This is a genomic window from Mesorhizobium sp. DxT (assembly GCF_058448885.1).
In genome coordinates this window covers 111,182-132,046 of the sequence record NZ_JBZFLJ010000005.1, presented here as the reverse complement: position 1 = coordinate 132,046, position 20,865 = coordinate 111,182, and the positions used below count along the sequence as shown (strand labels likewise).

Sequence of the window (20,865 nt, the reverse complement as noted above, 5' to 3'; positions counted from 1 at the left end):
CATGTGTAAAACTTTAAACATAGGGTTAACAGCCGGGCACCAAACAGGTTTTCGCAATCGTTACCTTCATGCGGAAAGGCCGTATCCGCAGACAGCGCGTTAACCGCTTCTCTACCCCGAAACGGCATACTCGTTCCCCACCTGCAAACGGCCGGCAAGGGGATTGGGACGGTGAAGGATCTGGATAGTGCCGCGTTCGGCAAGCCCGGCGGCGAAACATGCGAACCGTCGAAGGCGAGACCGATAGATCTCGTTCACCTCTCGCGGCAGACGCTTGGAGACCGTGCGCTCGAGCAGGAGGTGCTGGGCATGTTCGTGGTGCAGCTAGCTGCCGCGCGCGAAAACCTCGCCGCTGCAAATGAGGCCGATCGACGGATGATCGCCCACACGCTTAAGGGGACGGCCCGGGGCTTGGGTGCATTCAAGCTCGGTGACTGCGCAGCCGCCATCGAAGATACACCGGAGAACGAGGCGCTGATCGCTCGCCTGTCAAAGGCTATCGACGAGGTTCGTGACTTCGTGGCTGCGATCAACAGATAGAGAGTGGGCGGCCGTGCGGATGCGCCACGGTTGACTTGAGGTGGCAGGTGAGTATCTGTCGCGCCGAAACTGGCCGATGGCCAGTGCGACCAAGGCAACTCAATGACGAAGATTACCTACATCGCCTTCGACGGCACGCGCTTCGAAGTGGACGCGGAGAATGGCTCCACGGTCATGGAAAATGCGATCCGCAACTCCGTTCCGGGCATCGAGGCCGAATGCGGAGGCGCCTGCGCCTGCGCAACATGTCACGTTTACGTGGACGAAGCCTGGACGGACGTTGTCGGTCCGCCCGAGGCCATGGAAGAGGATATGCTGGACTTCGCCTACGAGGTCCGGCCGACGTCCCGACTTTCGTGCCAGATCCGGGTGCGTGACGAAATCGACGGCCTGGTCGTCAGCATCCCCGAGCGGCAGGGCTGAACGCCGCGGCCGATCAGCTTGGCGGAATCTTTCCCGATTCGATGCGCTCCATCCGGTAATCCATCAGGCGCATCAGCCGACGCTCGAAGTTGATCCCCTCGATCCTGTCGAAATCGTCCTGCGCCTTGTCGTGAGCGGCAAGTACGCGCGCAGTCGTTGCCGCGGCCTTCTCCTGCGCGGCCTCGCAGCCCGCTTCATTGCGGATATTCAGCAGTTCCTGCTCCATCTGGCGGGCGTGGTTGCGCGCGATGACGACGTGGCTTTCCTCATGCCGGCGAATATCGGCCGAAAGCGTATCCCACACGAAACGCGTCTCGCCGTTTGCGCCCTTGCGCCTGTTCCAGCGTGGCAGGATCATGTTCGCCTTGACCTGCACATTCGCCTCGACGACGTTGCAGCGGCCTTTGCTTTCGCTGTAGCCGACGCGGGTCGTGAACTCCATGCGCGTTGCGCCAGGGTGCCGTGACCCGGCGCTGCCGACCTGCGGCCCACGCTTCCTTAGTTCGCCTTCGATTTCCTCAAGCGTCGTCCCGCCAATGGTGAAATAGGTGTAGGTTCGCGACATGCTCGCGCCATGCGAGGGCAGGCTGGCAAGCGCCACGATGCCGGCAGCGAGGACAAGCTTCTTCATGGCGTCTCCTTATCGAGCGGCACTGTGAGCCGCGCATGGCAGTCAAGGCAATCGACATTGTCGCACTGCTTTGTAACGAGCCCGTTATCGCAGCACTGCGCCGCCGAGTGCAATGTTGGCGATAACAACATTGCATTTGCCGCTGCCCGGCCTCAAAACGCGTCCGTAGCATTTTCCGGAAACACCGATGTTCGAACGCTATATCTGGCCACTCGCTCACGGACGCTCCCTCGAACTGGGGCCGGAGGCAAGGATCATGGGCGTGCTGAACGTCACGCCGGACAGTTTTTCGGATGGCGGACGCTATGCACAGGCCGATGCCGCGCTGACCCAGGCGCGACGCATGGTGCACGAGGGCGCATCGATCATCGATGTCGGGGGGGAATCGACGCGCCCCGGAGGTACCGCCGTGTCGCCGGCCGAGGAGCAGGCCCGTATCCTGCCGGTGATCGAAGCCCTTGCCGCCGAGGGCGATACGCTGATTTCGGTCGACACTTACCGCGGGGAGACTGCCCGGCTTGCCGTGCAGGCCGGCGCGCACATCGTGAACGACGTCTGGGGCCTGCAGCGGGAACCCGGCATCGCGCGCGTGGCGGCAGCCACCGGGGCAGGGCTTGTGGTGATGCAAACCGGGCGCGAGCGCATGAAGCTTGCCGACCCTATCGCGGATCAGGTTGCCTTCCTGTCGCGGTCGCTGGAGATCGCGCGTGACGCGGGTGTGGATGAACAACGCGTCCTGCTCGACCCCGGTTTCGGCTTTGCCAAGGAGACACCAGAAGAGAATCTGGACTTGATGGCGCGGTTTTCCGAGTTGTCGTCACTCGGCCGGCCGTGGCTGGTCGGGACGTCGCGAAAGCGCTTCGTGGGCGCGGTGACCGGACGCGAGCCTGATGAGCGCGGGCCGGGGACAGCTGCCACGAGCGTTATCCTGCGGCTGCAAGGTGCCGTCATTTTTCGGGTGCATGATGTCGCAATCAACAAGGACGCGTTGCGCTTTGCCGATGCTATGGTTGCGCGTGGCATGGCAGCAGGCAGGGGTGCCGCCGGCTGACGGCGCGGAGGAATGTCGATGTATACGATCCGGATGAAGAACTGCGCCTTTTTCGCTCGCCACGGCGTGCTGGACGAGGAAGAGACGCTGGGGCAGCGCTTCTATGTGGATGCGGTCCTAGACGTGGTGCCCGATAGTGCCCTTGAGAGCGATTCAATAGACGCGACAGTCGATTACGGCGTTGCCTTCATCGAAATCGAGAAGATTATCACCGGCAAGCGCCGCTTCCTGATCGAGGCGCTGGCGCTCGATGTGGCCAAGGCCCTTTGCCGCTCGTTCCCGCAGATCCGTCGGGCGGAAATCACCGTACGCAAGCCGAATGCACCGGTGCCGGGCGTGCTGGATTATGTCGAGGTCACGGTTGTCTGGCCCCAGCAGGGTTGAAACCCCGTCACTTCCGGATTGTGTCGCATGAACACGGTAACAGACCGTACCCGGGCCTATCTCGGGCTGGGGGGAAATCTCGGAGATCCGGCGGCCGCCATGGCATCCGCGCTGCGCGCGCTCGATGCGAATGCGGCAGTGTTGGTCGTGGCTGTCTCGTCGCTCTATCGCACCCCGCCATGGGGGAAGACCGATCAGCCGGACTTTATGAATGCCGTCGCCGCCGTCGATACGACACTGTCGCCGCGCGCGCTTCTCGACCTGTGCCTTGAAACGGAGCGCGCGCTCAAGCGTGTGCGGGTCGAGCGCTGGGGCCCGCGTGTGATTGACATGGATATTCTGCTGTTCGGCAGTGAGCGGATCAACGAAGAGGGGCTGCAGGTGCCGCACCCGCGTATGGGCGAGCGCGCGTTCGTATTGGCGCCTCTGGCGGAGATCGCGCCGGACGTGATCGTGGACGGCGAGCCCGCGGCCGGGCGGCTCGCTGGCGTGGACACGGCTGGCATCGATCGGTTGCCGGGCGGCAGCGACTGGTGGCGGCGCCTCTGAACCCCCTCAAGGCTGCAATCAGCCGGGCGCGGCTTCTTCTCCCGATGCCGCCGCGCGACGGATCGCTTCGGCAGCCTCCTCGTTGCCGGCGCTGCCACCGCGTTTTGGCGTTGCCAGCGGTGTCGGTGTCGGCTGATTGCCCTTCAGAAGCTGGTTGCCGGCATAGATTCCGCCGACAACCTGGATTTCCAGCCGTTCCGCATCCCGCCGGCGCACCTCGTCCATCAACTCGTCCGCTTCCTCGTCGGGTACGCCGAGCGTCTCGAGCGTTGCGCGACCGAAGGCAAAGGCCGAATGCAGGGTCTCGCGTATCTGGTAATCGACGCCGGCCTTGATCAGCTCGATTGCCGCGCCACGATCGAATGCGCGGGCCATGACGGTTGCCAGCGGGAACTCGGCCTTGATGTGCTCGACGATGCGCAAAGCCGCCTCGGGCTTTTCGACGCAGACGAGAATGGCCTTGGCATGGTCGGCGCCGGCAGCGTGCAGAATGTCGAGCCGCGTCCCGTCGCCGTAATAGACCTTGAAGCCGAATTCCGCAGCCGCCTGGATCATCTCGACGTCGTCGTCGATGATCGACACCTCCTCGCCGCGCAAAAGCAGCGGTTGGCTGACGATCTGGCCGAAGCGGCCGAAACCTATCACGAGAACGCTGCCGCGCATGTCGTGGGCGACTTCGATGCCATCCATGGATTGTTCAGGCTCCGGGGTCAGGCGCTTCAGCGCCATCATCGCAAAGGGCGTCAGCACCATCGAAACGATGACGGTCGAGGTGAAGATGGCGTTCACTGTCGCGTCAATAAGCCCGACATTGGCGGCCGTCGCGTAAAGCACGAAGGCGAATTCGCCGCCCTGCGCCATGATGACGGCGCGTTCCAGGGCTTCCGAATGGCTCGTCTTGAGCAGCCGCGCGACGACGTAGATGCCGATCGCCTTGACGATCATGAAGGCCAGGACCGCCGTAGCGATCAGGCCCCAGTTCTGCGCGATGACACCGAGATCGAGTGCCATGCCGACGCCAAGGAAGAATAGCCCCAGCAGGACGCCGCGGAATGGCTCGATATCGGCCTCGAGCTGATGGCGAAAGGTCGATTCCGAAAGGAGCACGCCAGCCAGAAAGGCGCCCATCGCCATGGAAAGCCCGCCGAGCTGCATGGCAAGTGCCGAACCCAGCACCACCAGCAGGGCCGCTGCCGTCATCACCTCGCGGGCGCCAGCCTGCGCCAGCACGCGGAACAGCGGGTTGAGCAGGAACCGCCCGACGAGCACAAGGCCAGCGATGGAGCCCAGTGCGATGGCAATCGAAATCCAGCGCGACCCGGCTTCCGCCTCGCCAGAGCCCGGCGCGATGAAGGCGACGAAGGCCAGCAGCGGCACGATGGCAAGGTCCTCCAGCAGCAGGATGGACACGATGCGCTGGCCTTTGGGGGTCGACATCTCACCGCGTTCGTTGAGCACCTGGAATACGATCGCAGTCGAGGTCAGAACGAAGCCGACGCCAAAGACGAACGCAACGGCGGGATCGTAGCCGAGCAGAATGCCGACGCCTGTAAGCAGCAGTCCGCATGTCGCGACCTGCAGCATACCGAGGCCCATGATTTCGCCGCGCAGGCTCCACAGGCGCGACGGCTGCATCTCCAGGCCGATCACGAACAGGAACATGACGACGCCAAGCTCAGCGACGCTGATGATCGTTTCCGGGTCGCTGAACAGTCCGATGCCGAAGGGGCCGATCACAAGGCCGGCGGCCAGATAGCCGAGCACTGAATCGAGACCGAGGCGCTTGAATAGCGGAACCGCAACGACACCCGCGGCCAGCAAGGCCACGACCGGAACGAGATCGACGCCGTGATGCGCTGCTTCAGCCGCCATGCCATGCCTCCTGATGTTTGCGCGGAACCACTCCGCGCGCAGTATCAAGCGCTATTTGTAGGCGGATGACAGGCGTGAGGGAATAGGCGGTCGAATGCGGAAGGTGGCGGTGTCCTTGCCGCCGGAGTCAGCGGTTGCTGACCGAGCCAACCGAGCGGGTGTCGACCCGCTTCAGGTTCATCCCGATGACCGGAACCATTTCCTTGTCGACCTTGACCGACACGGTGACGTGCATGGTGTCGTCGTCGGGCAGGCGCGCCAGCATCGCGCCATTCAACTGGTTGCGGTTGAGTGTCAGCACGACCTTGCCGTTGCTGACATCGCCACCGACAACATCGAGCCCTTCGCCAAGCGCACCATCCATGAAGGTGCCGCGATAACCCTGCCGGCCCTTGTGTTCGATCTTGGCCGACATCTTCTGCGTGAACAGGCCGACGCGGCAACCGCCGTCGAGCGACATGCCGAGCTTGCCGTCCGGCGTAGCGCCCTTGAAGTTGCAGTTGAAACGGGTGCCCTTGTATTTGCCGGCGACGATTTCGCCAGGCCCGGACCATTCACCCTGAACCTTGCTGAAGAAGCGCTTGTCCTTCTCGGATGCAAGCGCGGGCGCAGCCACCAACGAGGCAGCCGCAAGCGGCAGGAATGCGGTCAGAAATGCGCGTGCGATCATGGGACACCCGGCTACGGCTTGACTGGGAACAGCGAGGCAAACCATGGCGAAGAATGGTTAACGCTTCGTCTACCCGTCTTTGGGCGGAGAATGGTCGAACGCGCCGAAAGACGCAAGGTCATTCCCCGCTTTTGGTTTCCGTCGCGTTCTTCCTGCGCACAAAAGTCGTCAGAGCCGCTAGAAAGTCGGTCATGCCCGGCCGTCGGGCGGCCGCAAAGGGCAGGGGGCGCACGGTTTCCATGGCCGCGACGCCGATTCGCGCCGTCATCATGCCGTTGACCACGCCTTCGCCGAGCTTGGCCGAAAGCCTCGCGGCCAGCCCCTGGCCGACGATCTGGTGGACAAATTCGTCACCCGCAGCGATCGCGCCGGTCACTGCGAGGTGAGCCAGCACGTCACGCGCCAGCCGGATGAAGCCGAGCGTGCCGGGACGCCCGCCGTAGAGTTCGGCCAGCCGCCGAATCAGGCGGCCGGCCTCGAAGAGGACATACGCGATGTCGACCAGCGCGCGCGGGCTGACCGCGGTGACGACGGAGACACGCTTGGCAGCGTCCAGGATGAGCGTCTGCGCGCGGGCGTCGAGCGGCACCAGCAACTCTCTCTCCGCGAGGCGGACGAGGTCCGAACCGTCGATGACATCGTCCTCGAGTTCGGCAAGAGCGCGCCTGCCGGCCGCCGTTTCCGGCCTACTGGAAACGAAGCGGGTCAGCTCGCCGACCACCTTGCGTGCCTCGCGGGCATCGTTATTGGCAAGCGCGTCGGCTCCACGCCGCCGCAATGATTCCACCGAGTTAAGTCTGGCAAGCCCTACCAGTTCGCGCGCAAGGATCACGACCAGCGCGAGCGCTGCTACCGTTGCAACGCCGACGGCAAACCATCCGAGCCAGTCGGAACGCGAGAAGAGTTCGCGGATCAGGCTTTCGGTCCACAGGCCGAGAGCCATCGAAACCAGAATGCCAAGTGCGGCAATGAAGATCGCGCTGAGCCTGGAGCGCTTTCGGGGCGGCGAGGCGGGCGGAGGTTCGGCGATCGCGGCGTCCGGCTCGTCGAAAATGTCGATCTCGGCGGGCGTGACGACTGCCGCATCCGGTTTCACGGCGCGGGGCGCGCGCGGCGCTTCGGCCTTGGGGCGCGGTTCGGGCTTGCTGACCGGTTCGATGCGGAAGGCCGCGGGGCGTCTGGGTTCCTTCATGCGAGCTGGTCCCCGATGAGGAACTGCAGGGCGCGGTCGAGGCGGATGTGGGGCAGCGACAGGGTCAGCCCCTCTGCCGTTCTCTCCAGCTTCGGCGGGCGGAAGCGCACGAACCGGATGGGGGCGTCTGCCGCGCCTCCGGAATCCTTCCATGCCGCATCAGCTTTTTCCGGCAAATCACCGGGAAATATGGCCGTTTCCGTTCCGCCATCGAAGGTGTCGCCGTTGATTCGTTCGCCGGCAATCGGCGTTCCGATTATGACCGGCAGCGTATCCCGGCCCTGCTTGACCGTGCCCTCACGCGTCGCGCGCACGGCCGCCATGGCAAGGACGTCAACCTCCGCGCCCGAAAAGCTCGCGCGCTCGATCGCCCGGTCTGCGAGGCGGCGCACGATGGCCTGGAGCCGGTCGTGGCTCTCATGATGGATATGGTCGGCCTTGGTGGCAGCGATCAGAATGCGGTCGATGGTTCGCGAAAACAGGCTGGTCAGCATGTTGCCGCGCCCCTGGCGGAAACAGGCAAGGATCTCGGTCAGCGCGCGCTCTAGGTCAGTTACGGCTTCGGGTCCGGCATTGAGCGCCTGCATGGCGTCGATCAAAACGATCTGCCGGTCGAGCCGCGCGACATGCTCGCGGAAGAACGGTTTCACGACATGCGTCTTGTAGGCCTCGAAGCGGCGCTCCATCATCGCGCGCAGCGAGCCGGGCTTGGCCCGGTCACCGCCGAGTTCCGGCAGAGGCGAAAACGTCAGCGCCGGGGAGCCTTCAAGGTCGCCGGGCATCAGGAACCGGCCGGGCGGCAGGGTCGACAGCGCCCGCTCGTCTTCCTTGCAGGCCTTGAGGTAGGCGGCAAAGGCCTCGGCCAGCCGCCGCGCAGTCATCTCGTCGGCCGGTGCGTCGGGGTCGGCGGCGCCTGCAAGCGCCGCCCATTCGGCAGAAAGGTCCGCGCGCACCGGCAGCCGGGCGAGATCGCAGGCGTCGCGGGAGAAGTCGGCATAGTCCTTGCCGACAAGCGGCAGGTCGAGCAGCCATTCGCCCGGATAGTCGACCACGTCCAGCGACAGCCGTCCGCGCGAGAAAAGCCGTCCCCAGCCGGATGCGGATTCATAGTCGATGGTCAGGCGCAGTTCGGATATCGCACGGGTGGAATCCGGCCAGATACGTTCATCGACGAGGGCTGCGACATGATCCTCGTACTGGAAGCGCGGCACGGCGTCGTCCGGCTGATGTTCGAGATAGGCCCGCGAGATGCGCCCACTTTTCTGCGCCTCGAAGAGGGGCAGGCGACCGCCGTGGACGAGATTGTGAACCAGCGCGGTAATGAAAACCGTCTTGCCCGCCCGCGACAGACCCGTCACACCCAGCCGCAACGACGGCGAAACCAGGCCCGCCGCCCGTCCGGTCAGCGTGTCGAGCGCGATGCGCGCCTCGTCGCCGATACTGGTCAGGGCAGCCAAAAGAAATATCTCGTGCTCATGGCAGCCGATATAGGTGCTGCAGGCCCCAATTGGAAAGAGCCATGGGAAATATCGCTGTTACGGGCGAAAGCTGACCGTCACAGATCGCGTGGAGCGACGAACTCCTCGAGGTAGCCGTCTTCGGGCGCTATGGACGAAAGGGGCGTCGAAAAGCGGATGACGGCAAGTCCACAGGTCGGAAAGCCACCAGCTACGGTTGCCAATGCATCTTTTTCGCCGCCGCATGACAGCGCCATGGCCAGGTCCTCCATCATTGGATTGTGGCCGACGACCAGCACAGAGCCGTCACCGCCGGCACTGCGGATGATGTCGACATAACCCGTGGCGTCCGAACTGTAGAGCTCGTCCATGTAGCGTACATCGGTGACAGGCAGATGCCGCGCCGCCGCCTCCCAGGTTTCGCGCGCACGCTTGGCGCCGGAACACAGCACGCGGTCCGGCATGTAACCGGCAAGCAGCATAGAGGCGGCAATGTTGTCGGCGTCGGCTTTGCCGGAAAGTTCTAGCGCGCGATCATAGTCTCGCGAGCCGGGTTCCGCCCATTTTGCCTTGGCGTGGCGCAGAAGATAGAGCCGGGACATGGGGACCTCACCGTTCCGGCCCCGCCGGAATGGCGATACCGGGCCCACGCACTGGATTTAGCGGCCCGGCCAGCATCGCGCAACTGGACGCCGGGAGGACGGTTTCAGCGCGATCCAGCGTTGGAACCGGCGCGCAATAAGTGATTTCAGCGCTGTCGAACACTGAACGAATCGCTTTGACAAATGCGTGAATGCCTTTGCGTTAGCGCTTGTGCGGCTCCTAGCCCGCGAATATATAGGCGCCCGGACTGAAGTTTTGGGATTGAGTCGAATGTCAACAACTGTTCAAGCCGATTACGTCCCCACCGAAGACGAACCGTTCATGAACGAGCGTCAGAAGGCGTATTTCCGGGCCAAACTGGTTACCTGGAAGAACGACATACTGCGCGAAGCGCGTGAAACCCTCGAAATCCTGCAGCAGGAAAATGCCAACCTCCCCGATCTCGCCGACCGCGCGTCGTCCGAGACCGACCGCGCGATCGAGCTGCGTGCTCGTGATCGTCAGCGCAAGCTGATCTCCAAGATCGACGCGGCTCTGCAGCGGATCGACGAGGGTACCTATGGTTACTGCGAGGAGACCGGCGAGCCGATCGCGCTTCGGAGGCTGGATGCGAGGCCCATCGCTACGCTTTCAATCGAGGCGCAGGAACGTCACGAGCGCCGCGAAAAGGTCTATCGGGACGACTAAGGCAATTACCTCAGCGGCTTGAAGCCGCTTTTTTTTCGTCTCGCGCAGGCGTTGCCGGGCAAATTCGCGGCCCGCGAGGTGTTTGACGCTTTAGCGCTTGCTGGAGAGGTCCCCCAGCAGCCGACTCATTTCGTCGTCGAGCGAGATTTCCGGGCTGACCGTGGCCTGGCGGCGGTGGTCGCCGTCCAGCGTGACCTGCAGTTCTTCCAGCAGCGCATCATCGATGTCGTCAACTTTTGTCGCCTCTGCCCGATGCGTTTCGGGGTCGGCGACAACCGGCCGAAGCGTTTGCACAGTCGGCGCGGGGGCGGGCGAAGGTGCTGGTTGAGGCGTCTGAGGCTGAGGTATCGGCGCAGCGGAAGCATTTGTTGCCGGAGAAGCCGGGAAACGCGGCTCAGGCGTTGCGGCGGGCGCGGGCTCCGCAACCGGTACCCTTTGAGGGGCGGGCTGTTGCTGCGGGCGCGGCGGCGTTGCACGAACGGCGAGCTCCGACCGGGGGGCATGCGGCCTCTCGACCGCCGGTTGGGGCGGCGTGGCAGGTGGCTGCGCAACCACAGGCATGTCGTCAGCCGGTTTGCGCGCTGGCGGCAGGAGGCGAATGTTCTGCTCGACGACGACGTCGCTCGGCCCGCCGATCAGGATGAGGTGCTCGACATCGTCGCGCCGCACCAGCACCAGACGACGGTGGCTGTCGACGGCGGTTGCGTCCATGACCGCAAGGCGCGCCTTGCGATTGCGCCCGCCGGCGACGAATGTACCGAATGTGAAACCGCGTACGATCCGGATCACGATCAGTAGAACCAGCAGGACGATCAGCGCGACCACGGTCCACATAAGCGCCGGTGCATAATCCGGCCCGGCCACACTCTCCAACCATGCCTGCATGTCGCGTTCCCTTTGCTGCCGCGTGCTCCGCCTGCGCTTCTATGGTTTGAAACAGTAGACGGGGTGATTGGTTGCGGCAAGCGGCGCTGTATGCCCAGCGGCCTGGTTTCCCGGTGAAACTTGAGCGAAACCTGCCGACCTGACGATGAAGCGTGGACCGCGCCGCCGCTGCCCTTGCAGTTTCCGACAGCCATGATGTATGCCGGATCGATCCTTGGGCCGCGCGGGCATGGCAGGCAGGAAACGAATGGCGACACCCACCGGCGGCGAAACCCGCCCCGCACCGATCGTTGACCAGAGCACACGCCCCGGCGCGATAGCCCGCCTGCTGATCTTCTTCTTCGTTGTGCTGGTCTTCGTGGCGGTGGTCTTCACGATCTTCCGCGACTGGCTTGGCGAACCGTTCCTTCTGGGCCTGCTCGGCGTGCTCGCGATGATCGGCATCGGTTTTCTGTTCACGGCGGCGGTCGGCTTCATCCATGTCTCGCCACGCTCGACCGCCGACGAATTGTCCCGCGCCTTCGTCGACACGATGGGGCAGGGGCTGATCGTCGCCGACATCAAGGGCAGGGTGATCTACGCCAACCGCGCTTATGCCGAAATGACGGGCGCGACCTCGGCGGTCGACGTGCGCACCGTCGAAGGGCTTCTCTCCGACAGCCCCGAGGCATCGTCGACCGTCTACAGGCTTGCCGCGGGACTGCGCGACGGCATTGCCGGCGACGGCGAATTCCGGCTGAACAGTTCGGTTCGACCCGGCGCCGAACCCGGCGCGCACTGGTATCGCTTGCGCGCCCGGACATTCAAAGTGCCGGGCTACCGCCAGCCTCTGTCTGCCTGGCAGATCTCCGACATTTCCGCGGAGCGCGCCGAACAGGAGCGCTTCTTCCTGGATCTGCAGAAGGCGATCGACCATCTCGATCATGCGCCTGCGGGTTTCTTCGCCGCCGACGCCTCGGGCCGCGTCACCTACATCAACGCCACGCTTGCCGAGTGGCTGGGCATCGACCTCGCCAGCTTCACGCCGGGTGCGACCACGCTTTCGCAGATAGTGGCTGGCGACGGCATGGCCTTGATCAATTCGGTCAAGGCCGATCCCGGCTCGACGCGAAACGCCGTCATCGACCTGGATCTGTCGACGGTTTCGGGCGCTGCCGTGCCGGTTCGCTTCATGCACCGCGTGACCGCCAGCCGCGAAGGCGCGCCTGGCCCGTCGCGTACCATCGTGCTCAACCGCAACCAGGGCGAGGACGCCTCCGCGGACCTGCGCGCCTCCGAGGTGCGTTTCACGCGGTTCTTCAACTCGACGCCGATGGCGATCGCTGGCGTGGATGGTGACGGCAGGATCCTGCGCACCAACGCGCCTTTCCTATCGCTGTTCTCGACGGTCGTGGACCGGGACATGCTCGACCGGCGCATCAAGCTGGAAACGGTGATCCATCCGCGCGACCGCGCAGCCTTCGAGACCGCTCTCGCAAGCGCCCGCGCGCACCAGGCCGATATCGCGCCCATCGACACCGTGCTGCCGGAAAATGAGGACCGGCATATCCGTTTCTATGTGAGCGCCGTCGCCGATGCCGGCTCGGGCGAGGGCGCCGAGGAAGCGGCGATCGTCTACGCCGTCGAAACCACGGAACAGAAGGCGCTCGAGGCGCAGATGGCGCAGAGCCAGAAGATGCAGGCGGTGGGGCAGCTTGCCGGCGGCATCGCGCATGATTTCAACAACGTGCTGACTGCGATCATCATGGCGTCGGACCTGCTGCTGGCCAATCACCGGCCTTCGGACCAGTCCTTCCCCGACATCATGAACATCAAGCAGAACGCCAATCGTGCCGCCTCCCTGGTGCGGCAGCTTCTGGCGTTCTCGCGCAAGCAGACGATGCGTCCCGAAGTGCTGAACCTGACCGACGTGCTGGCCGATCTGCGCATGCTCCTGTCGCGTCTTGCCGGACCCGACATCAAGCTGACGATCGATCATGGTCGCGACCTCTGGCCTGTGAAGGCGGATATCGGCCAGTTCGAGCAGGTTATCGTGAATCTGACGGTAAACGCGCGCGACGCGATGCCGGATGGCGGCGAGCTTGCCGTGCGGACGCGCAACGTGCTGGAAGCCGAATGCAGGTCTTTCGGCTATCGCGAGCTTGCGCCGGCCGACTATGTGCTGGTCGAGGTTGAGGACAGCGGAACCGGTATTCCGGCGGATGTGCTGGCGAAGGTGTTCGAGCCGTTCTTCACCACCAAGGAAGTCGGCAAGGGCACCGGTCTCGGCCTGTCGATGGTCTACGGCATCATCAAGCAGACCGGCGGCTTCATCTTCTGCTCGTCGGAGCCGGGCAACGGCGCGACGTTCCGCATCTTCCTGCCGCGCCACGTGGCCGAGGCCCGCCCGGAGCCGGGTACGCAGATCGAAGGCACGGCGGTCGAAACCGGGCAGCCGGTTGCGGAAAAGGCCGCCTCCAGCCAGGACCTTTCGGGCACGGCCACGGTGCTCCTGGTCGAGGACGAGGACGCGGTGCGCATGGGCGGCGTGCGGGCGCTGTCGTCTCGCGGCTATACGGTGCATGAGGCCTCGTCGGGCGTCGAGGCACTGGAAATCTTCGAGGAGCTGGAAGGTGCCGTCGACATTGTCGTGTCGGACGTCGTCATGCCCGAGATGGATGGACCGACGCTTCTCGGCGAGCTCTTGAAGCGCCAGCCGGACATCAAGTTCATCTTCGTGTCGGGCTATGCCGAGGACGCCTTCGCCAAGAACCTGCCCCAGGAGGCAAAGTTCGGATTCCTGCCGAAGCCGTTCACGCTCAAGCAGTTGGCGACCACCGTCAAGGACATGCTCGACTCCTGATGCATGGCATTTGAATCAAACTGACACGGGGTCATAAACCGCGTGGCGAGATGATTGCGCTAGACCTGCTGCCGGGACATTTCGGACGCAGCGGGGAAGCAGATGATCGTCGGTGGATTTTCTTATGTCGGGACGCTAGCACGGCCCGCCCACGCGGTCGTGACGCCGCAGCCCCCGGCTGAGCGGCAGGGCGATCAGTCGAAAGCGCAATCTAGAGAAGCCGCCGGTGAGCCGACATATTTCCGCTCCATCTCGGCGATCAGCCCGGGATCGCTTGCAGGCGTTTATCAATCGATGCGGGCGCAGGAAGCCTCATCGGGCTTCGATGCCGGCGGCGTTGAACCCGTCAGGTCCGAAGCTGCCGCGGCAATCCTCTCCGGCGCCGGAATTCCGGCTGCGATGACCGCTTATGGAGAGGTTATGGAGACACAAGGCGAGTGACGTAAAATACGCTGTTGCTCTGATGCAACAGAAGTGGGTCGTCACTTTTCCGCCCTATCTCGCCCAACTGTTGGCCACGTTTGACACGCACTGACTGAACCTCGGCGCTTAATCGCGCGGCAACAACAAGCAACGTCTCAGGTTCCGTCTTATGTGTGTCAATAATGATCCGAAGGGTACCACGCCCGGTCGCCTTTCCCGCCGCTTTTTCATTGCCTCGATGCCGCTTTTTCTGGCGGCATGCACGAAGACCGGAGCCGTACTGGAATCGGTCACTCCGGCAGGCCCCGACCCGTATTACGTTGCCATGTATGGCGCCAAACCCGACGAACAGTTTCCGCTGCCCGCCACCGACATCCGCAAGGTGGAGGAACGCTTCTTCCGTCAGCAGGTCGACTATCATCGCTCGGAACCGGCGGGAACGATCGTCATCGATACGGCCAACCGCTTCCTTTACCTCGTGCAGGAAGGCGGCAAGGCGATGCGCTACGGCATCGGCGTCGGCAAGGCCGGCCTTGAGTTCGAGGGCACGGCACGCGTAGCCCGCAAGGCCCAGTGGCCGCGCTGGACGCCTACGCAAAGCATGATCGCGCGTGAACCCGATCGCTATGCGCAATATGCCGGTGGCATGGAGCCGGGGCTCAACAACCCGCTGGGCCCGCGTGCGCTCTACCTGTTCCAGGGCAACCAGGATACGCTTTATCGTATTCACGGCACCTCAGAGCCGTGGTCGATCGGCCTCGCCGTATCGTCGGGCTGTATCCGCCTGTTCAACCAGGACATCATCGATCTCTACAACCGCATCCCCGTGGATACGGTCGTCGTCGTGCTTCAGAACGAGCCGTTGATGTATCCCCAGCGGCAGGTGCCGGAATGGGTGGCGAGGCAGATCAACCCCCGCCAGCCGGCCGTACAGCCTGCGAGTGAAGCCGCGTCTTTGCCGCAGGGACAAGCCGGCGCCGGGCAGCCGCGCCGTCCGGCAATGGACATCTGAGTCATCCGAAGGAGGCTCAGCTTTCGTCCGCGCGTGGCGGCCGGCCCCGGCTGCCGCGGCCAAACGTGTAGCCGGTTTCCACAGCTTTGCCACCGAACTTGGCGCGCAGGGCATCGATGGCGCCTTCGGCCATCGCACGCTTCCTCGATCCGACATCGACCAGATCGGGCGGGTCGGCCCGTCCGTCATCGCTCAAATCGCTGACACCGATACCGATCAGCCGGTAGCGTGTGCCGTCGGCTTCCTTGCGCAGCAGGTCCAGCCCGGTCGAAAAAATGCGGTCGGCGAGCCGCGTCGTATCCGGTAGCTGTCGGTTGCGCGTCCTGATGCGGAAATCGGCGCTCTTCAGCTTGAGTACTACGGTGCGGCCGGCGATGCCGGATTTCTTCAGCCGCGCGGAGACCTTCTCCGACAGCGCCCGCAGGATCGGCACAAGGTCCTCGAAGGTCGCAAGATCCGTGTCGAACGTCGTTTCGGCCGACACGCTCTTGGCGTCATGGTCGGCATGGACCTGCCGATCGTCCATCCCACGCGACAGCCGGTAGAGCCGCATGCCCATGCTGCCATAGCGGCGCATCAGCTCATCCTGCTCCATAGTCTGGAGTTGACCGATGGTACGGATGCCGTCCTGCGCAAGCGTGGCGGCGAAGGCCTTTCCCACACCCCAGATGAGCGTGACCGGCTGGGCTGCCAGGAACGAGACGGCTTCTGCCTCGCCGATAACGGAGAAACCCCGCGGCTTGGCGAAATCGGATGCGACCTTTGCCAGGAACTTGCAGTAGGACAGCCCGACCGAAACTGTGATGCCGATTTCCGCCTCGACCTGTTTGGCGAACGAAGCGAGTACCAAAGCGGGCGGGCGGCCGTGCAGTTTCTGCGTGCCCGCGAGATCGAGAAACGCCTCGTCGATGGAGATCGGCTCGACCAGCGGCGTCAGCGCCTGCATCATCGCGCGCACCTGCCGCCCGACGGTGACGTATTTCTCCATGTCCGGCTTGATGACGATCGCGTCCGGACAGGCTTCCAGCGCCTTGAACATCGGCATCGCGGACCGCACGCCACGAATGCGGGCGATGTAGCACGCGGTGGAAACCACGCCGCGCTTTCCGCCACCGATGATGACGGGCTTGTCGCGCAGCTCGGGACGGTCGCGCTTCTCTACGGCCGCGTAGAACGCATCGCAGTCGATATGCGCAAGCGACAGTGAATAGAGCTCGCCATGATGGACAACGCGCGGCGATCCGCAGGCTTCGCAGCGCCTGCGGGCAACCTTCTGCGGCGCGAGGCAATCGCGGCAGAAGCCGTGCTCGGGGTCGTTGACAGCGGCTGGCATCGATGCGAACATAACAAGAACAATCGCAATCTTAATCCATGAGCGGCGTCGCAACAAGGCGGTGGCGCGAAGGTATTTGCTGGAGGGGACGATGGCCGGATTGCAGGCAGAAGAACCGGAAATCGTGCCGCTGACACCGGAACGCTGGCCGCTTTTCGAAGACCTCTTCGGAAAGCAGGGCGCGTGCTACGGGTGCTGGTGCACACATTTTCGGCTGCGTCCGGCAATCCGGCGCGAGAACGACCGCCAGCGCAACAAGGACTTTATCCATGCGCGTATCGAGGCAGGGCCGCCGCCGGGTCTTCTGGCTATCGAGGGTAGTCAGGCCATAGGCTGGATGCAGATAGGCCCCCGTGCCGACGTTCCGGAGTGGAACAATGCCGGAAGGGTGTCAGCACCCGTCGATCCGGGCGACGCCGCCGATTCCGCCGTGTGGGCGATCTCCTGTTTCTTCGTACGCACGAAAGCGCGCGGCAAGGGACTGTCCCACCGGCTGGTTGCTGCCGGCATCGATTTCGCGACACGCTCCGGTGCGCGATGGCTCGAAGCATGCCCGATCGACCAGTCGCGCGATTCGCGCTCGATCGGACTGTTCGGCGGCTCGACGCGTGTCTTCGAGAAGGCGGGGTTTTCGGAAGTGGCGGTGCGCAAGCCCGGCCGTCCGCTGATGCGGATCGAACTCGCCGAAGTTTGAAGGACTTTTGTGCCCGGCGACAATCAGAGGCCGAGCGCGTCTGCGATCCGTCCGCCGGCTTCCGGCCAGTCTTCAACGACCAGAATGTCGTCGGTTACCGGCGGAAGCAGCGCACGCAGCGAGTTGTCGGCCATCAGATGGAACAGATGTGCGTCGGGCACGAACTGCCGTGCCGAAACGAGATTGTGCGGCATGTCGTCGACAAACGCCACCGGTCGCTCGCTCTCGCCGCGCAGGCGCAGGATCGCCGGCCCCTTGGCCATCTCCGTGGTCAGAAGCGGGTAGGGCAGGCCCAGTTCGTCGAGGTGCTTTCGCCGCACGTCGCGATGGCGGTGCGGCATGGCGGTCAGGAGCACGATCTCCGCGTCGCGGGAGATCGTATCGAGCGCATCGGCAGCACCCTCGGTCAACGTTTGCCACAACGCCTGGCTGTCGAAAAAATTGCCAAGCAATTCGCTTACCTGGCGCTGCTCGGCAGCCACACCGGTTTCCAGGTGGAAGACATTGCCGGTCAGCCGGAAGCTACCCATGTCCAGCCGGTAGCCTTGTTCGCTCAGGTAACGCGGGAAAGGTCTGATGAATTCGAGCAGCACATCATCGACATCCAGAACCAGAAGCGGTCGGTCGTCATGCGACAGTTCCTCGATCTGGCGCAGTGTTTCCGGATCGACACTGCTCATGTCGAGGCCTCGAAGTGGTCGTCGCCGAAGGGAAGGGCACGCAGCGCCGCCGATACACGTGTGGGCTCGGTGGCAGTCGCTTCACAGAATGCGGTAAGCGTCGGCTCGTGGGCCAGTATGAATTGCAGGACGCCCGCCAGAAAGCCGGGTTCGCCCGCGGCCTGGCGTATCTGCGATGCCTCGATGCCGGAAAGCGCGAGGAACCGGGGCAGCAAGGCCGGGTCTGCGGCGACGAAGCCAAGAGCGGAAATAGCCAGCGCCTCGGCCTGGCTTGCATCCATTCGTTCAAAACGGGAGACTGGTAGTCTGGACATGAAGCAGGCTGTAACGCAACCGGGCGGCTTGCAGCAAGCGGGTGCTGCAACTGGGTTTTCCTTTCGTCAATCAAATTGCGTTAGGCTATCCGTCAGAGTCGTTGTTTCATGCAGCGAACGAGGGCGGGCTGCGTTAACGAAGCCATGCGGGCAGGGCTGATATGTCGAAGAAGGTGATGATCGTCGAGGACAACGAGCTGAACATGAAGCTCTTCCGCGACCTCATCGAAGCAAGCGGATACGAGACGGTGCGCACCCGCAACGGGCTCGAGGCGCTGGATCTGGCGCGTGCGCACAAACCCGATCTCATCCTCATGGACATTCAGCTTCCCGAGGTTTCGGGACTGGAAGTGACAAAATGGCTGAAGGAAGATGACGAGTTGCATCGAATCCCGGTCATTGCCGTCACCGCTTTCGCGATGAAAGGCGATGAGGAGCGCATTCGCCAGGGCGGGTGCGAGGCTTACATTTCCAAGCCCATTAGCGTTGGCAAGTTCATCGAAACCATCAAATCCTATCTGGGCGACGCCTGATGACCGCGAGAATCCTTGTCGTCGATGACGTCCCGGCCAATGTGAAGCTCCTGGAAGCGCGTCTGCTGGCCGAGTACTTCGAGGTGCTGGTCGCACACAATGGCGCCGAGGCGCTTGAAATCTGCGAAAACAGCAAGGTCGACGTCGTCCTTCTCGACGTGATGATGCCGGACATGGATGGCTTCGAGGTCTGCCGCCGGCTCAAGGCCGACCCGGCAACGCATCACGTTCCGGTTGTCATGGTCACCGCTCTGGATCAGGTGTCGGACCGTGTGCGCGGCCTGGAGGCCGGCGCCGACGATTTCCTGACGAAGCCGGTGAACGATCTGCAACTGATGACACGGGTGAAGAGCCTCGTGAGGTTGAAGACCCTCACAGACGAATTGCGCCTGCGCGCCGCGACGACCCGTAACATCGGCATCGAGGAGCTGCTGAGCCGCCGTGACATCGCGGCCGATGGCGAGGCGAACGTGCTGCTGGTGGAGACGCGTAAGACGGCTGGCGAGCGCATTGCCAGGATGCTGCGTGGCCGATGCACGCTGTCCATTGCCGACGATCCGCAGGCTGCCTTTTTCCAGGCCGCCGAGGGCGGCTTCGACTGCGTGATCATTTCGACGGACCTGGCGGGCTACGATCCGCTTCGGCTCTGCTCGCAGCTTCGTACGCTGGATCGCACGCGCTTCGTCCCGATCATGCTGCTCGCTGACGGAGGCGAGGAGGAGCGGCTGGTGCGCGCGCTCGAACTTGGCGTCAACGATTACCTTGTTCGCCCCATCGACCAGCATGAGCTGATCGCCAGGCTGGCAACGCAGGTCAAGCGCAGGCGCTACAACGATCACCTGCGGGCAAGCGTGGCCGAGACGATCGAGATGGCGGTGACGGATGGCCTGACCGGCCTGCACAACCGACGCTATCTGGACAGCCACCTTGCGACGCTGTTCGATCGTGCGCGCAGCCGCCGCCGGCCGCTGTCGATGATGATCGCCGACATCGACCGCTTCAAGTCCATCAACGACACCTGGGGCCACGACGTCGGTGACGAGGTCTTGCGCGAATTCGCGAGCCGGCTTCGAAAGAACGTACGCGGCATCGATCTCGCCTGCCGGATGGGCGGTGAGGAATTCGTCATCGTCATGCCGGATACGGATGGCGTGGTCGCGGAGAAGGTGGCCGAACGGATACGAGCACAGATAGAGCAGACCGCGTTCTCGATCGGTGCGGACGGAAAGACGATCCCCGTCACTGTCAGCGTCGGCGTCTCAGCAATGGCAACGACCGCTCCCGATACTGTCGAGGCGATGATGAAGCGTGCGGATGTGGCGCTCTACGAAGCCAAGAACGGCGGGCGCAATCGCGTGGTGGCTGCCGCGGCATAACTTGCCGGATAAAGAAGCCGGGAACGAATCGCTCGGTGATGGCTCCCAAAAATTTACCGTAATCAATAACAGCATGCGGCGATAGTTAAGAAACTATTGCTTTCTTTGGCCTGTTGAGCGAGTGTCACCTTGGGTAAGGCGGACGGGCAGAGGGCTGTCCGCTTACGCCCAGCAAACACCCCATGATGCTCAGGTCCGCCGCATCTCCTGGGTCCGTGGGGTCGGCCGGCCGGCGCTGGCGACAAGTGGCCTCCTCGTACCGCTGCCAGCTGCCGACCGGCCCCCTTTTCTCAATAAGACTGCTTCGAGAGAGATACGAACGGCCCTCCAACGCTTCAGAGCCGTTGGATGCTGGTACGTGTGGATACTTGTCTGTCGGCTCGCGGAAGTCACCAACAAAAAAAAGCCGCCCGGAGGGCGGCTTTTTTCTGTCATCCGAAAGCGCGAGATTACTTGATCTTCGCTTCCTTGAAGTCGACGTGCTTCTTGGCGATCGGGTCGTATTTGCGCTTGGTCATCTTCTCCGTCATCGTCCGGCTGTTCTTGCTGGTGACGTAGAAGAAGCCGGTGTCGGCGGTCGACAGAAGCTTGATCTTGATGGTCGTAGCCTTGGCCATGTTACCTGTCCGCTATCCTAAGGGTGGGGTCGCCGCATCGATACGGGCGGCAGCCCGGTTGCGGAAAACTCGCGCGGACACATAAAGAACACTGGCG

Annotated in this window: 23 protein-coding genes; 12 read left to right on the top strand and 11 right to left on the bottom strand. The window is 63.5% G+C overall.

The genetic code is table 11. The annotated features are described in order from the left end of the window. Nucleotides 1-171: 171 nt before the first annotated feature. Both ACVJNE_RS11450 and ACVJNE_RS11445 read left to right on the top strand, forming a co-directional pair. Nucleotides 172-540 carry an Hpt domain-containing protein gene (locus tag ACVJNE_RS11450; RefSeq protein ID WP_312860618.1) on the top strand — a complete coding sequence of 123 codons (369 nt, stop codon included), beginning with the start codon at nucleotides 172-174 and terminating at the stop codon, nucleotides 538-540. A 102-nt stretch (nucleotides 541-642) separates the two neighbouring features. Continuing rightward, nucleotides 643-963 (top strand): 2Fe-2S iron-sulfur cluster-binding protein, encoded by a 321-nt coding sequence (locus ACVJNE_RS11445; RefSeq protein WP_173191305.1) that lies wholly within the window; start codon nucleotides 643-645, stop codon nucleotides 961-963. A gap of 13 nt (nucleotides 964-976) precedes the next feature. Here the strand turns inward: ACVJNE_RS11445 and ACVJNE_RS11440 are convergent, their stop codons facing one another. Further along, nucleotides 977-1,594, bottom strand: coding sequence for a DUF922 domain-containing Zn-dependent protease (locus ACVJNE_RS11440; RefSeq protein WP_499565656.1), 618 nt, complete (start codon nucleotides 1,592-1,594; stop codon nucleotides 977-979). Between the two features lie 187 nt (nucleotides 1,595-1,781). On the opposite strand from ACVJNE_RS11440, the gene folP reads away from it, so the two are divergent. The 3 genes from folP to folK are packed head-to-tail and all read left to right on the top strand — an operon-like array spanning nucleotide 1,782 to nucleotide 3,578. Beyond that, nucleotides 1,782-2,645 carry a dihydropteroate synthase gene (gene folP, locus ACVJNE_RS11435; protein ID WP_499565654.1) on the top strand — a complete coding sequence of 288 codons (864 nt, stop codon included), beginning with the start codon at nucleotides 1,782-1,784 and terminating at the stop codon, nucleotides 2,643-2,645. Between the two features lie 18 nt (nucleotides 2,646-2,663). Continuing rightward, a complete protein-coding gene (gene folB / locus ACVJNE_RS11430; RefSeq protein ID WP_173191308.1) occupies nucleotides 2,664-3,029 on the top strand; it encodes a dihydroneopterin aldolase in 366 nt (121 codons plus the stop codon). 27 nt (nucleotides 3,030-3,056) lie between these two features. Then, nucleotides 3,057-3,578 (top strand): 2-amino-4-hydroxy-6-hydroxymethyldihydropteridine diphosphokinase, encoded by a 522-nt coding sequence (folK, locus tag ACVJNE_RS11425; RefSeq protein WP_499565652.1) that lies wholly within the window; start codon nucleotides 3,057-3,059, stop codon nucleotides 3,576-3,578. 18 nt (nucleotides 3,579-3,596) lie between these two features. On the opposite strand, the gene ACVJNE_RS11420 is transcribed toward folK, so the two are convergent. The 5 genes from ACVJNE_RS11420 to ACVJNE_RS11400 all read right to left on the bottom strand — a co-directional run bounded on the left by ACVJNE_RS11420 (nucleotide 3,597) and on the right by ACVJNE_RS11400 (nucleotide 9,371). After that, nucleotides 3,597-5,450: a monovalent cation:proton antiporter-2 (CPA2) family protein gene (locus ACVJNE_RS11420; protein WP_499565650.1), complete on the bottom strand. Its 1,854-nt coding sequence runs from the start codon at nucleotides 5,448-5,450 to the stop codon at nucleotides 3,597-3,599. A 127-nt stretch (nucleotides 5,451-5,577) separates the two neighbouring features. Continuing rightward, on the bottom strand, nucleotides 5,578-6,120 hold the full coding sequence (locus ACVJNE_RS11415) for a hypothetical protein (RefSeq protein ID WP_368803005.1): 543 nt from the start codon (nucleotides 6,118-6,120) through the stop codon (nucleotides 5,578-5,580). Between the two features lie 118 nt (nucleotides 6,121-6,238). Beyond that, nucleotides 6,239-7,312 carry a YcjF family protein gene (locus ACVJNE_RS11410; protein ID WP_499565648.1) on the bottom strand — a complete coding sequence of 358 codons (1,074 nt, stop codon included), beginning with the start codon at nucleotides 7,310-7,312 and terminating at the stop codon, nucleotides 6,239-6,241. After that, nucleotides 7,309-8,769 (bottom strand): YcjX family GTP-binding protein, encoded by a 1,461-nt coding sequence (locus ACVJNE_RS11405; RefSeq protein ID WP_499565646.1) that lies wholly within the window; start codon nucleotides 8,767-8,769, stop codon nucleotides 7,309-7,311. Before ACVJNE_RS11405 ends, ACVJNE_RS11410 begins: the two co-directional genes overlap by 4 nt. A 98-nt stretch (nucleotides 8,770-8,867) precedes the next feature. Beyond that, nucleotides 8,868-9,371, bottom strand: a complete 504-nt coding sequence (locus ACVJNE_RS11400) for a SixA phosphatase family protein (RefSeq protein ID WP_368803008.1) — start codon at nucleotides 9,369-9,371, stop codon at nucleotides 8,868-8,870. Nucleotides 9,372-9,642: 271 nt separating this feature from the next. On the opposite strand from ACVJNE_RS11400, the gene dksA reads away from it, so the two are divergent. Further along, nucleotides 9,643-10,059, top strand: coding sequence for an RNA polymerase-binding protein DksA (dksA, locus tag ACVJNE_RS11395; protein ID WP_173191326.1), 417 nt, complete (start codon nucleotides 9,643-9,645; stop codon nucleotides 10,057-10,059). A 90-nt stretch (nucleotides 10,060-10,149) separates the two neighbouring features. On the opposite strand, the gene ACVJNE_RS11390 is transcribed toward dksA, so the two are convergent. Beyond that, the gene (locus tag ACVJNE_RS11390; protein WP_499565644.1) at nucleotides 10,150-10,944 is read right to left on the bottom strand and encodes a hypothetical protein; all 795 of its coding nucleotides are present in this window, start codon (nucleotides 10,942-10,944) and stop codon (nucleotides 10,150-10,152) included. Nucleotides 10,945-11,191: 247 nt separating this feature from the next. Here ACVJNE_RS11390 and cckA point away from each other — a divergent pair, with 247 nt between their 5' ends. The 3 genes from cckA (at nucleotide 11,192) to ACVJNE_RS11375 (ending at nucleotide 15,221) form a co-directional block, all read left to right on the top strand. Next, nucleotides 11,192-13,786 carry a cell cycle histidine kinase CckA gene (gene cckA / locus ACVJNE_RS11385; RefSeq protein WP_499565642.1) on the top strand — a complete coding sequence of 865 codons (2,595 nt, stop codon included), beginning with the start codon at nucleotides 11,192-11,194 and terminating at the stop codon, nucleotides 13,784-13,786. 102 nt (nucleotides 13,787-13,888) lie between these two features. Next, the gene (locus ACVJNE_RS11380) at nucleotides 13,889-14,227 is read left to right on the top strand and encodes a hypothetical protein (protein ID WP_499565641.1); all 339 of its coding nucleotides are present in this window, start codon (nucleotides 13,889-13,891) and stop codon (nucleotides 14,225-14,227) included. A gap of 220 nt (nucleotides 14,228-14,447) precedes the next feature. Further along, nucleotides 14,448-15,221, top strand: coding sequence for a L,D-transpeptidase (locus ACVJNE_RS11375; RefSeq protein WP_499565950.1), 774 nt, complete (start codon nucleotides 14,448-14,450; stop codon nucleotides 15,219-15,221). Between the two features lie 16 nt (nucleotides 15,222-15,237). Here the strand turns inward: ACVJNE_RS11375 and ACVJNE_RS11370 are convergent, their stop codons facing one another. Beyond that, nucleotides 15,238-16,566 carry a DNA polymerase IV gene (locus ACVJNE_RS11370; protein ID WP_499565639.1) on the bottom strand — a complete coding sequence of 443 codons (1,329 nt, stop codon included), beginning with the start codon at nucleotides 16,564-16,566 and terminating at the stop codon, nucleotides 15,238-15,240. 79 nt (nucleotides 16,567-16,645) lie between these two features. On the opposite strand from ACVJNE_RS11370, the gene ACVJNE_RS11365 reads away from it, so the two are divergent. Next, the gene (locus ACVJNE_RS11365) at nucleotides 16,646-17,248 is read left to right on the top strand and encodes a GNAT family N-acetyltransferase (RefSeq protein WP_499565637.1); all 603 of its coding nucleotides are present in this window, start codon (nucleotides 16,646-16,648) and stop codon (nucleotides 17,246-17,248) included. 23 nt (nucleotides 17,249-17,271) lie between these two features. Here ACVJNE_RS11365 and ACVJNE_RS11360 read toward each other — a convergent pair whose 3' ends face one another. Continuing rightward, nucleotides 17,272-17,928 (bottom strand): hypothetical protein, encoded by a 657-nt coding sequence (locus tag ACVJNE_RS11360; RefSeq protein ID WP_499565635.1) that lies wholly within the window; start codon nucleotides 17,926-17,928, stop codon nucleotides 17,272-17,274. Further along, a complete protein-coding gene (locus ACVJNE_RS11355) occupies nucleotides 17,925-18,209 on the bottom strand; it encodes a DUF3572 domain-containing protein (RefSeq protein ID WP_173191338.1) in 285 nt (94 codons plus the stop codon). The genes ACVJNE_RS11360 and ACVJNE_RS11355 overlap by 4 nt, the downstream gene beginning before the upstream one ends. 194 nt (nucleotides 18,210-18,403) lie before the next feature. Here ACVJNE_RS11355 and ACVJNE_RS11350 point away from each other — a divergent pair, with 194 nt between their 5' ends. Beyond that, nucleotides 18,404-18,775 carry a response regulator gene (locus tag ACVJNE_RS11350; protein ID WP_173191340.1) on the top strand — a complete coding sequence of 124 codons (372 nt, stop codon included), beginning with the start codon at nucleotides 18,404-18,406 and terminating at the stop codon, nucleotides 18,773-18,775. Then, a complete protein-coding gene (locus ACVJNE_RS11345) occupies nucleotides 18,775-20,151 on the top strand; it encodes a PleD family two-component system response regulator (protein ID WP_368803016.1) in 1,377 nt (458 codons plus the stop codon). Before ACVJNE_RS11350 ends, ACVJNE_RS11345 begins: the two co-directional genes overlap by 1 nt. A 449-nt stretch (nucleotides 20,152-20,600) precedes the next feature. Here ACVJNE_RS11345 and rpmG read toward each other — a convergent pair whose 3' ends face one another. Beyond that, nucleotides 20,601-20,768, bottom strand: a complete 168-nt coding sequence (rpmG, locus tag ACVJNE_RS11340; RefSeq protein ID WP_173191344.1) for a 50S ribosomal protein L33 — start codon at nucleotides 20,766-20,768, stop codon at nucleotides 20,601-20,603. Between the last annotated feature and the right edge of the window lie 97 nt (nucleotides 20,769-20,865).

Excerpts from the sequence above, each read along its gene's own strand:
- ACVJNE_RS11445 (WP_173191305.1), top strand. The coding sequence starts at position 643 with ATGACGAAGATTACCTACATCGCCTTCGACGGCACGCGCTTCGAAGTG.
- ACVJNE_RS11440 (WP_499565656.1), bottom strand. The coding sequence starts at position 1,594 with ATGAAGAAGCTTGTCCTCGCTGCCGGCATCGTGGCGCTTGCCAGCCTG.
- folP (WP_499565654.1), top strand. The coding sequence starts at position 1,782 with ATGTTCGAACGCTATATCTGGCCACTCGCTCACGGACGCTCCCTCGAA.
- folB (WP_173191308.1), top strand. The coding sequence starts at position 2,664 with ATGTATACGATCCGGATGAAGAACTGCGCCTTTTTCGCTCGCCACGGC.
- folK (WP_499565652.1), top strand. The coding sequence starts at position 3,057 with ATGAACACGGTAACAGACCGTACCCGGGCCTATCTCGGGCTGGGGGGA.
- ACVJNE_RS11420 (WP_499565650.1), bottom strand. The coding sequence starts at position 5,450 with ATGGCGGCTGAAGCAGCGCATCACGGCGTCGATCTCGTTCCGGTCGTG.
- ACVJNE_RS11415 (WP_368803005.1), bottom strand. The coding sequence starts at position 6,120 with ATGATCGCACGCGCATTTCTGACCGCATTCCTGCCGCTTGCGGCTGCC.
- ACVJNE_RS11410 (WP_499565648.1), bottom strand. The coding sequence starts at position 7,312 with ATGAAGGAACCCAGACGCCCCGCGGCCTTCCGCATCGAACCGGTCAGC.
- ACVJNE_RS11400 (WP_368803008.1), bottom strand. The coding sequence starts at position 9,371 with ATGTCCCGGCTCTATCTTCTGCGCCACGCCAAGGCAAAATGGGCGGAA.
- dksA (WP_173191326.1), top strand. The coding sequence starts at position 9,643 with ATGTCAACAACTGTTCAAGCCGATTACGTCCCCACCGAAGACGAACCG.
- ACVJNE_RS11390 (WP_499565644.1), bottom strand. The coding sequence starts at position 10,944 with ATGCAGGCATGGTTGGAGAGTGTGGCCGGGCCGGATTATGCACCGGCG.
- cckA (WP_499565642.1), top strand. The coding sequence starts at position 11,192 with ATGGCGACACCCACCGGCGGCGAAACCCGCCCCGCACCGATCGTTGAC.
- ACVJNE_RS11380 (WP_499565641.1), top strand. The coding sequence starts at position 13,889 with ATGATCGTCGGTGGATTTTCTTATGTCGGGACGCTAGCACGGCCCGCC.
- ACVJNE_RS11375 (WP_499565950.1), top strand. The coding sequence starts at position 14,448 with ATGCCGCTTTTTCTGGCGGCATGCACGAAGACCGGAGCCGTACTGGAA.
- ACVJNE_RS11370 (WP_499565639.1), bottom strand. The coding sequence starts at position 16,566 with ATGTTCGCATCGATGCCAGCCGCTGTCAACGACCCCGAGCACGGCTTC.
- ACVJNE_RS11365 (WP_499565637.1), top strand. The coding sequence starts at position 16,646 with ATGGCCGGATTGCAGGCAGAAGAACCGGAAATCGTGCCGCTGACACCG.
- ACVJNE_RS11360 (WP_499565635.1), bottom strand. The coding sequence starts at position 17,928 with ATGAGCAGTGTCGATCCGGAAACACTGCGCCAGATCGAGGAACTGTCG.
- ACVJNE_RS11355 (WP_173191338.1), bottom strand. The coding sequence starts at position 18,209 with ATGGATGCAAGCCAGGCCGAGGCGCTGGCTATTTCCGCTCTTGGCTTC.
- ACVJNE_RS11350 (WP_173191340.1), top strand. The coding sequence starts at position 18,404 with ATGTCGAAGAAGGTGATGATCGTCGAGGACAACGAGCTGAACATGAAG.
- ACVJNE_RS11345 (WP_368803016.1), top strand. The coding sequence starts at position 18,775 with ATGACCGCGAGAATCCTTGTCGTCGATGACGTCCCGGCCAATGTGAAG.
- rpmG (WP_173191344.1), bottom strand. The coding sequence starts at position 20,768 with ATGGCCAAGGCTACGACCATCAAGATCAAGCTTCTGTCGACCGCCGAC.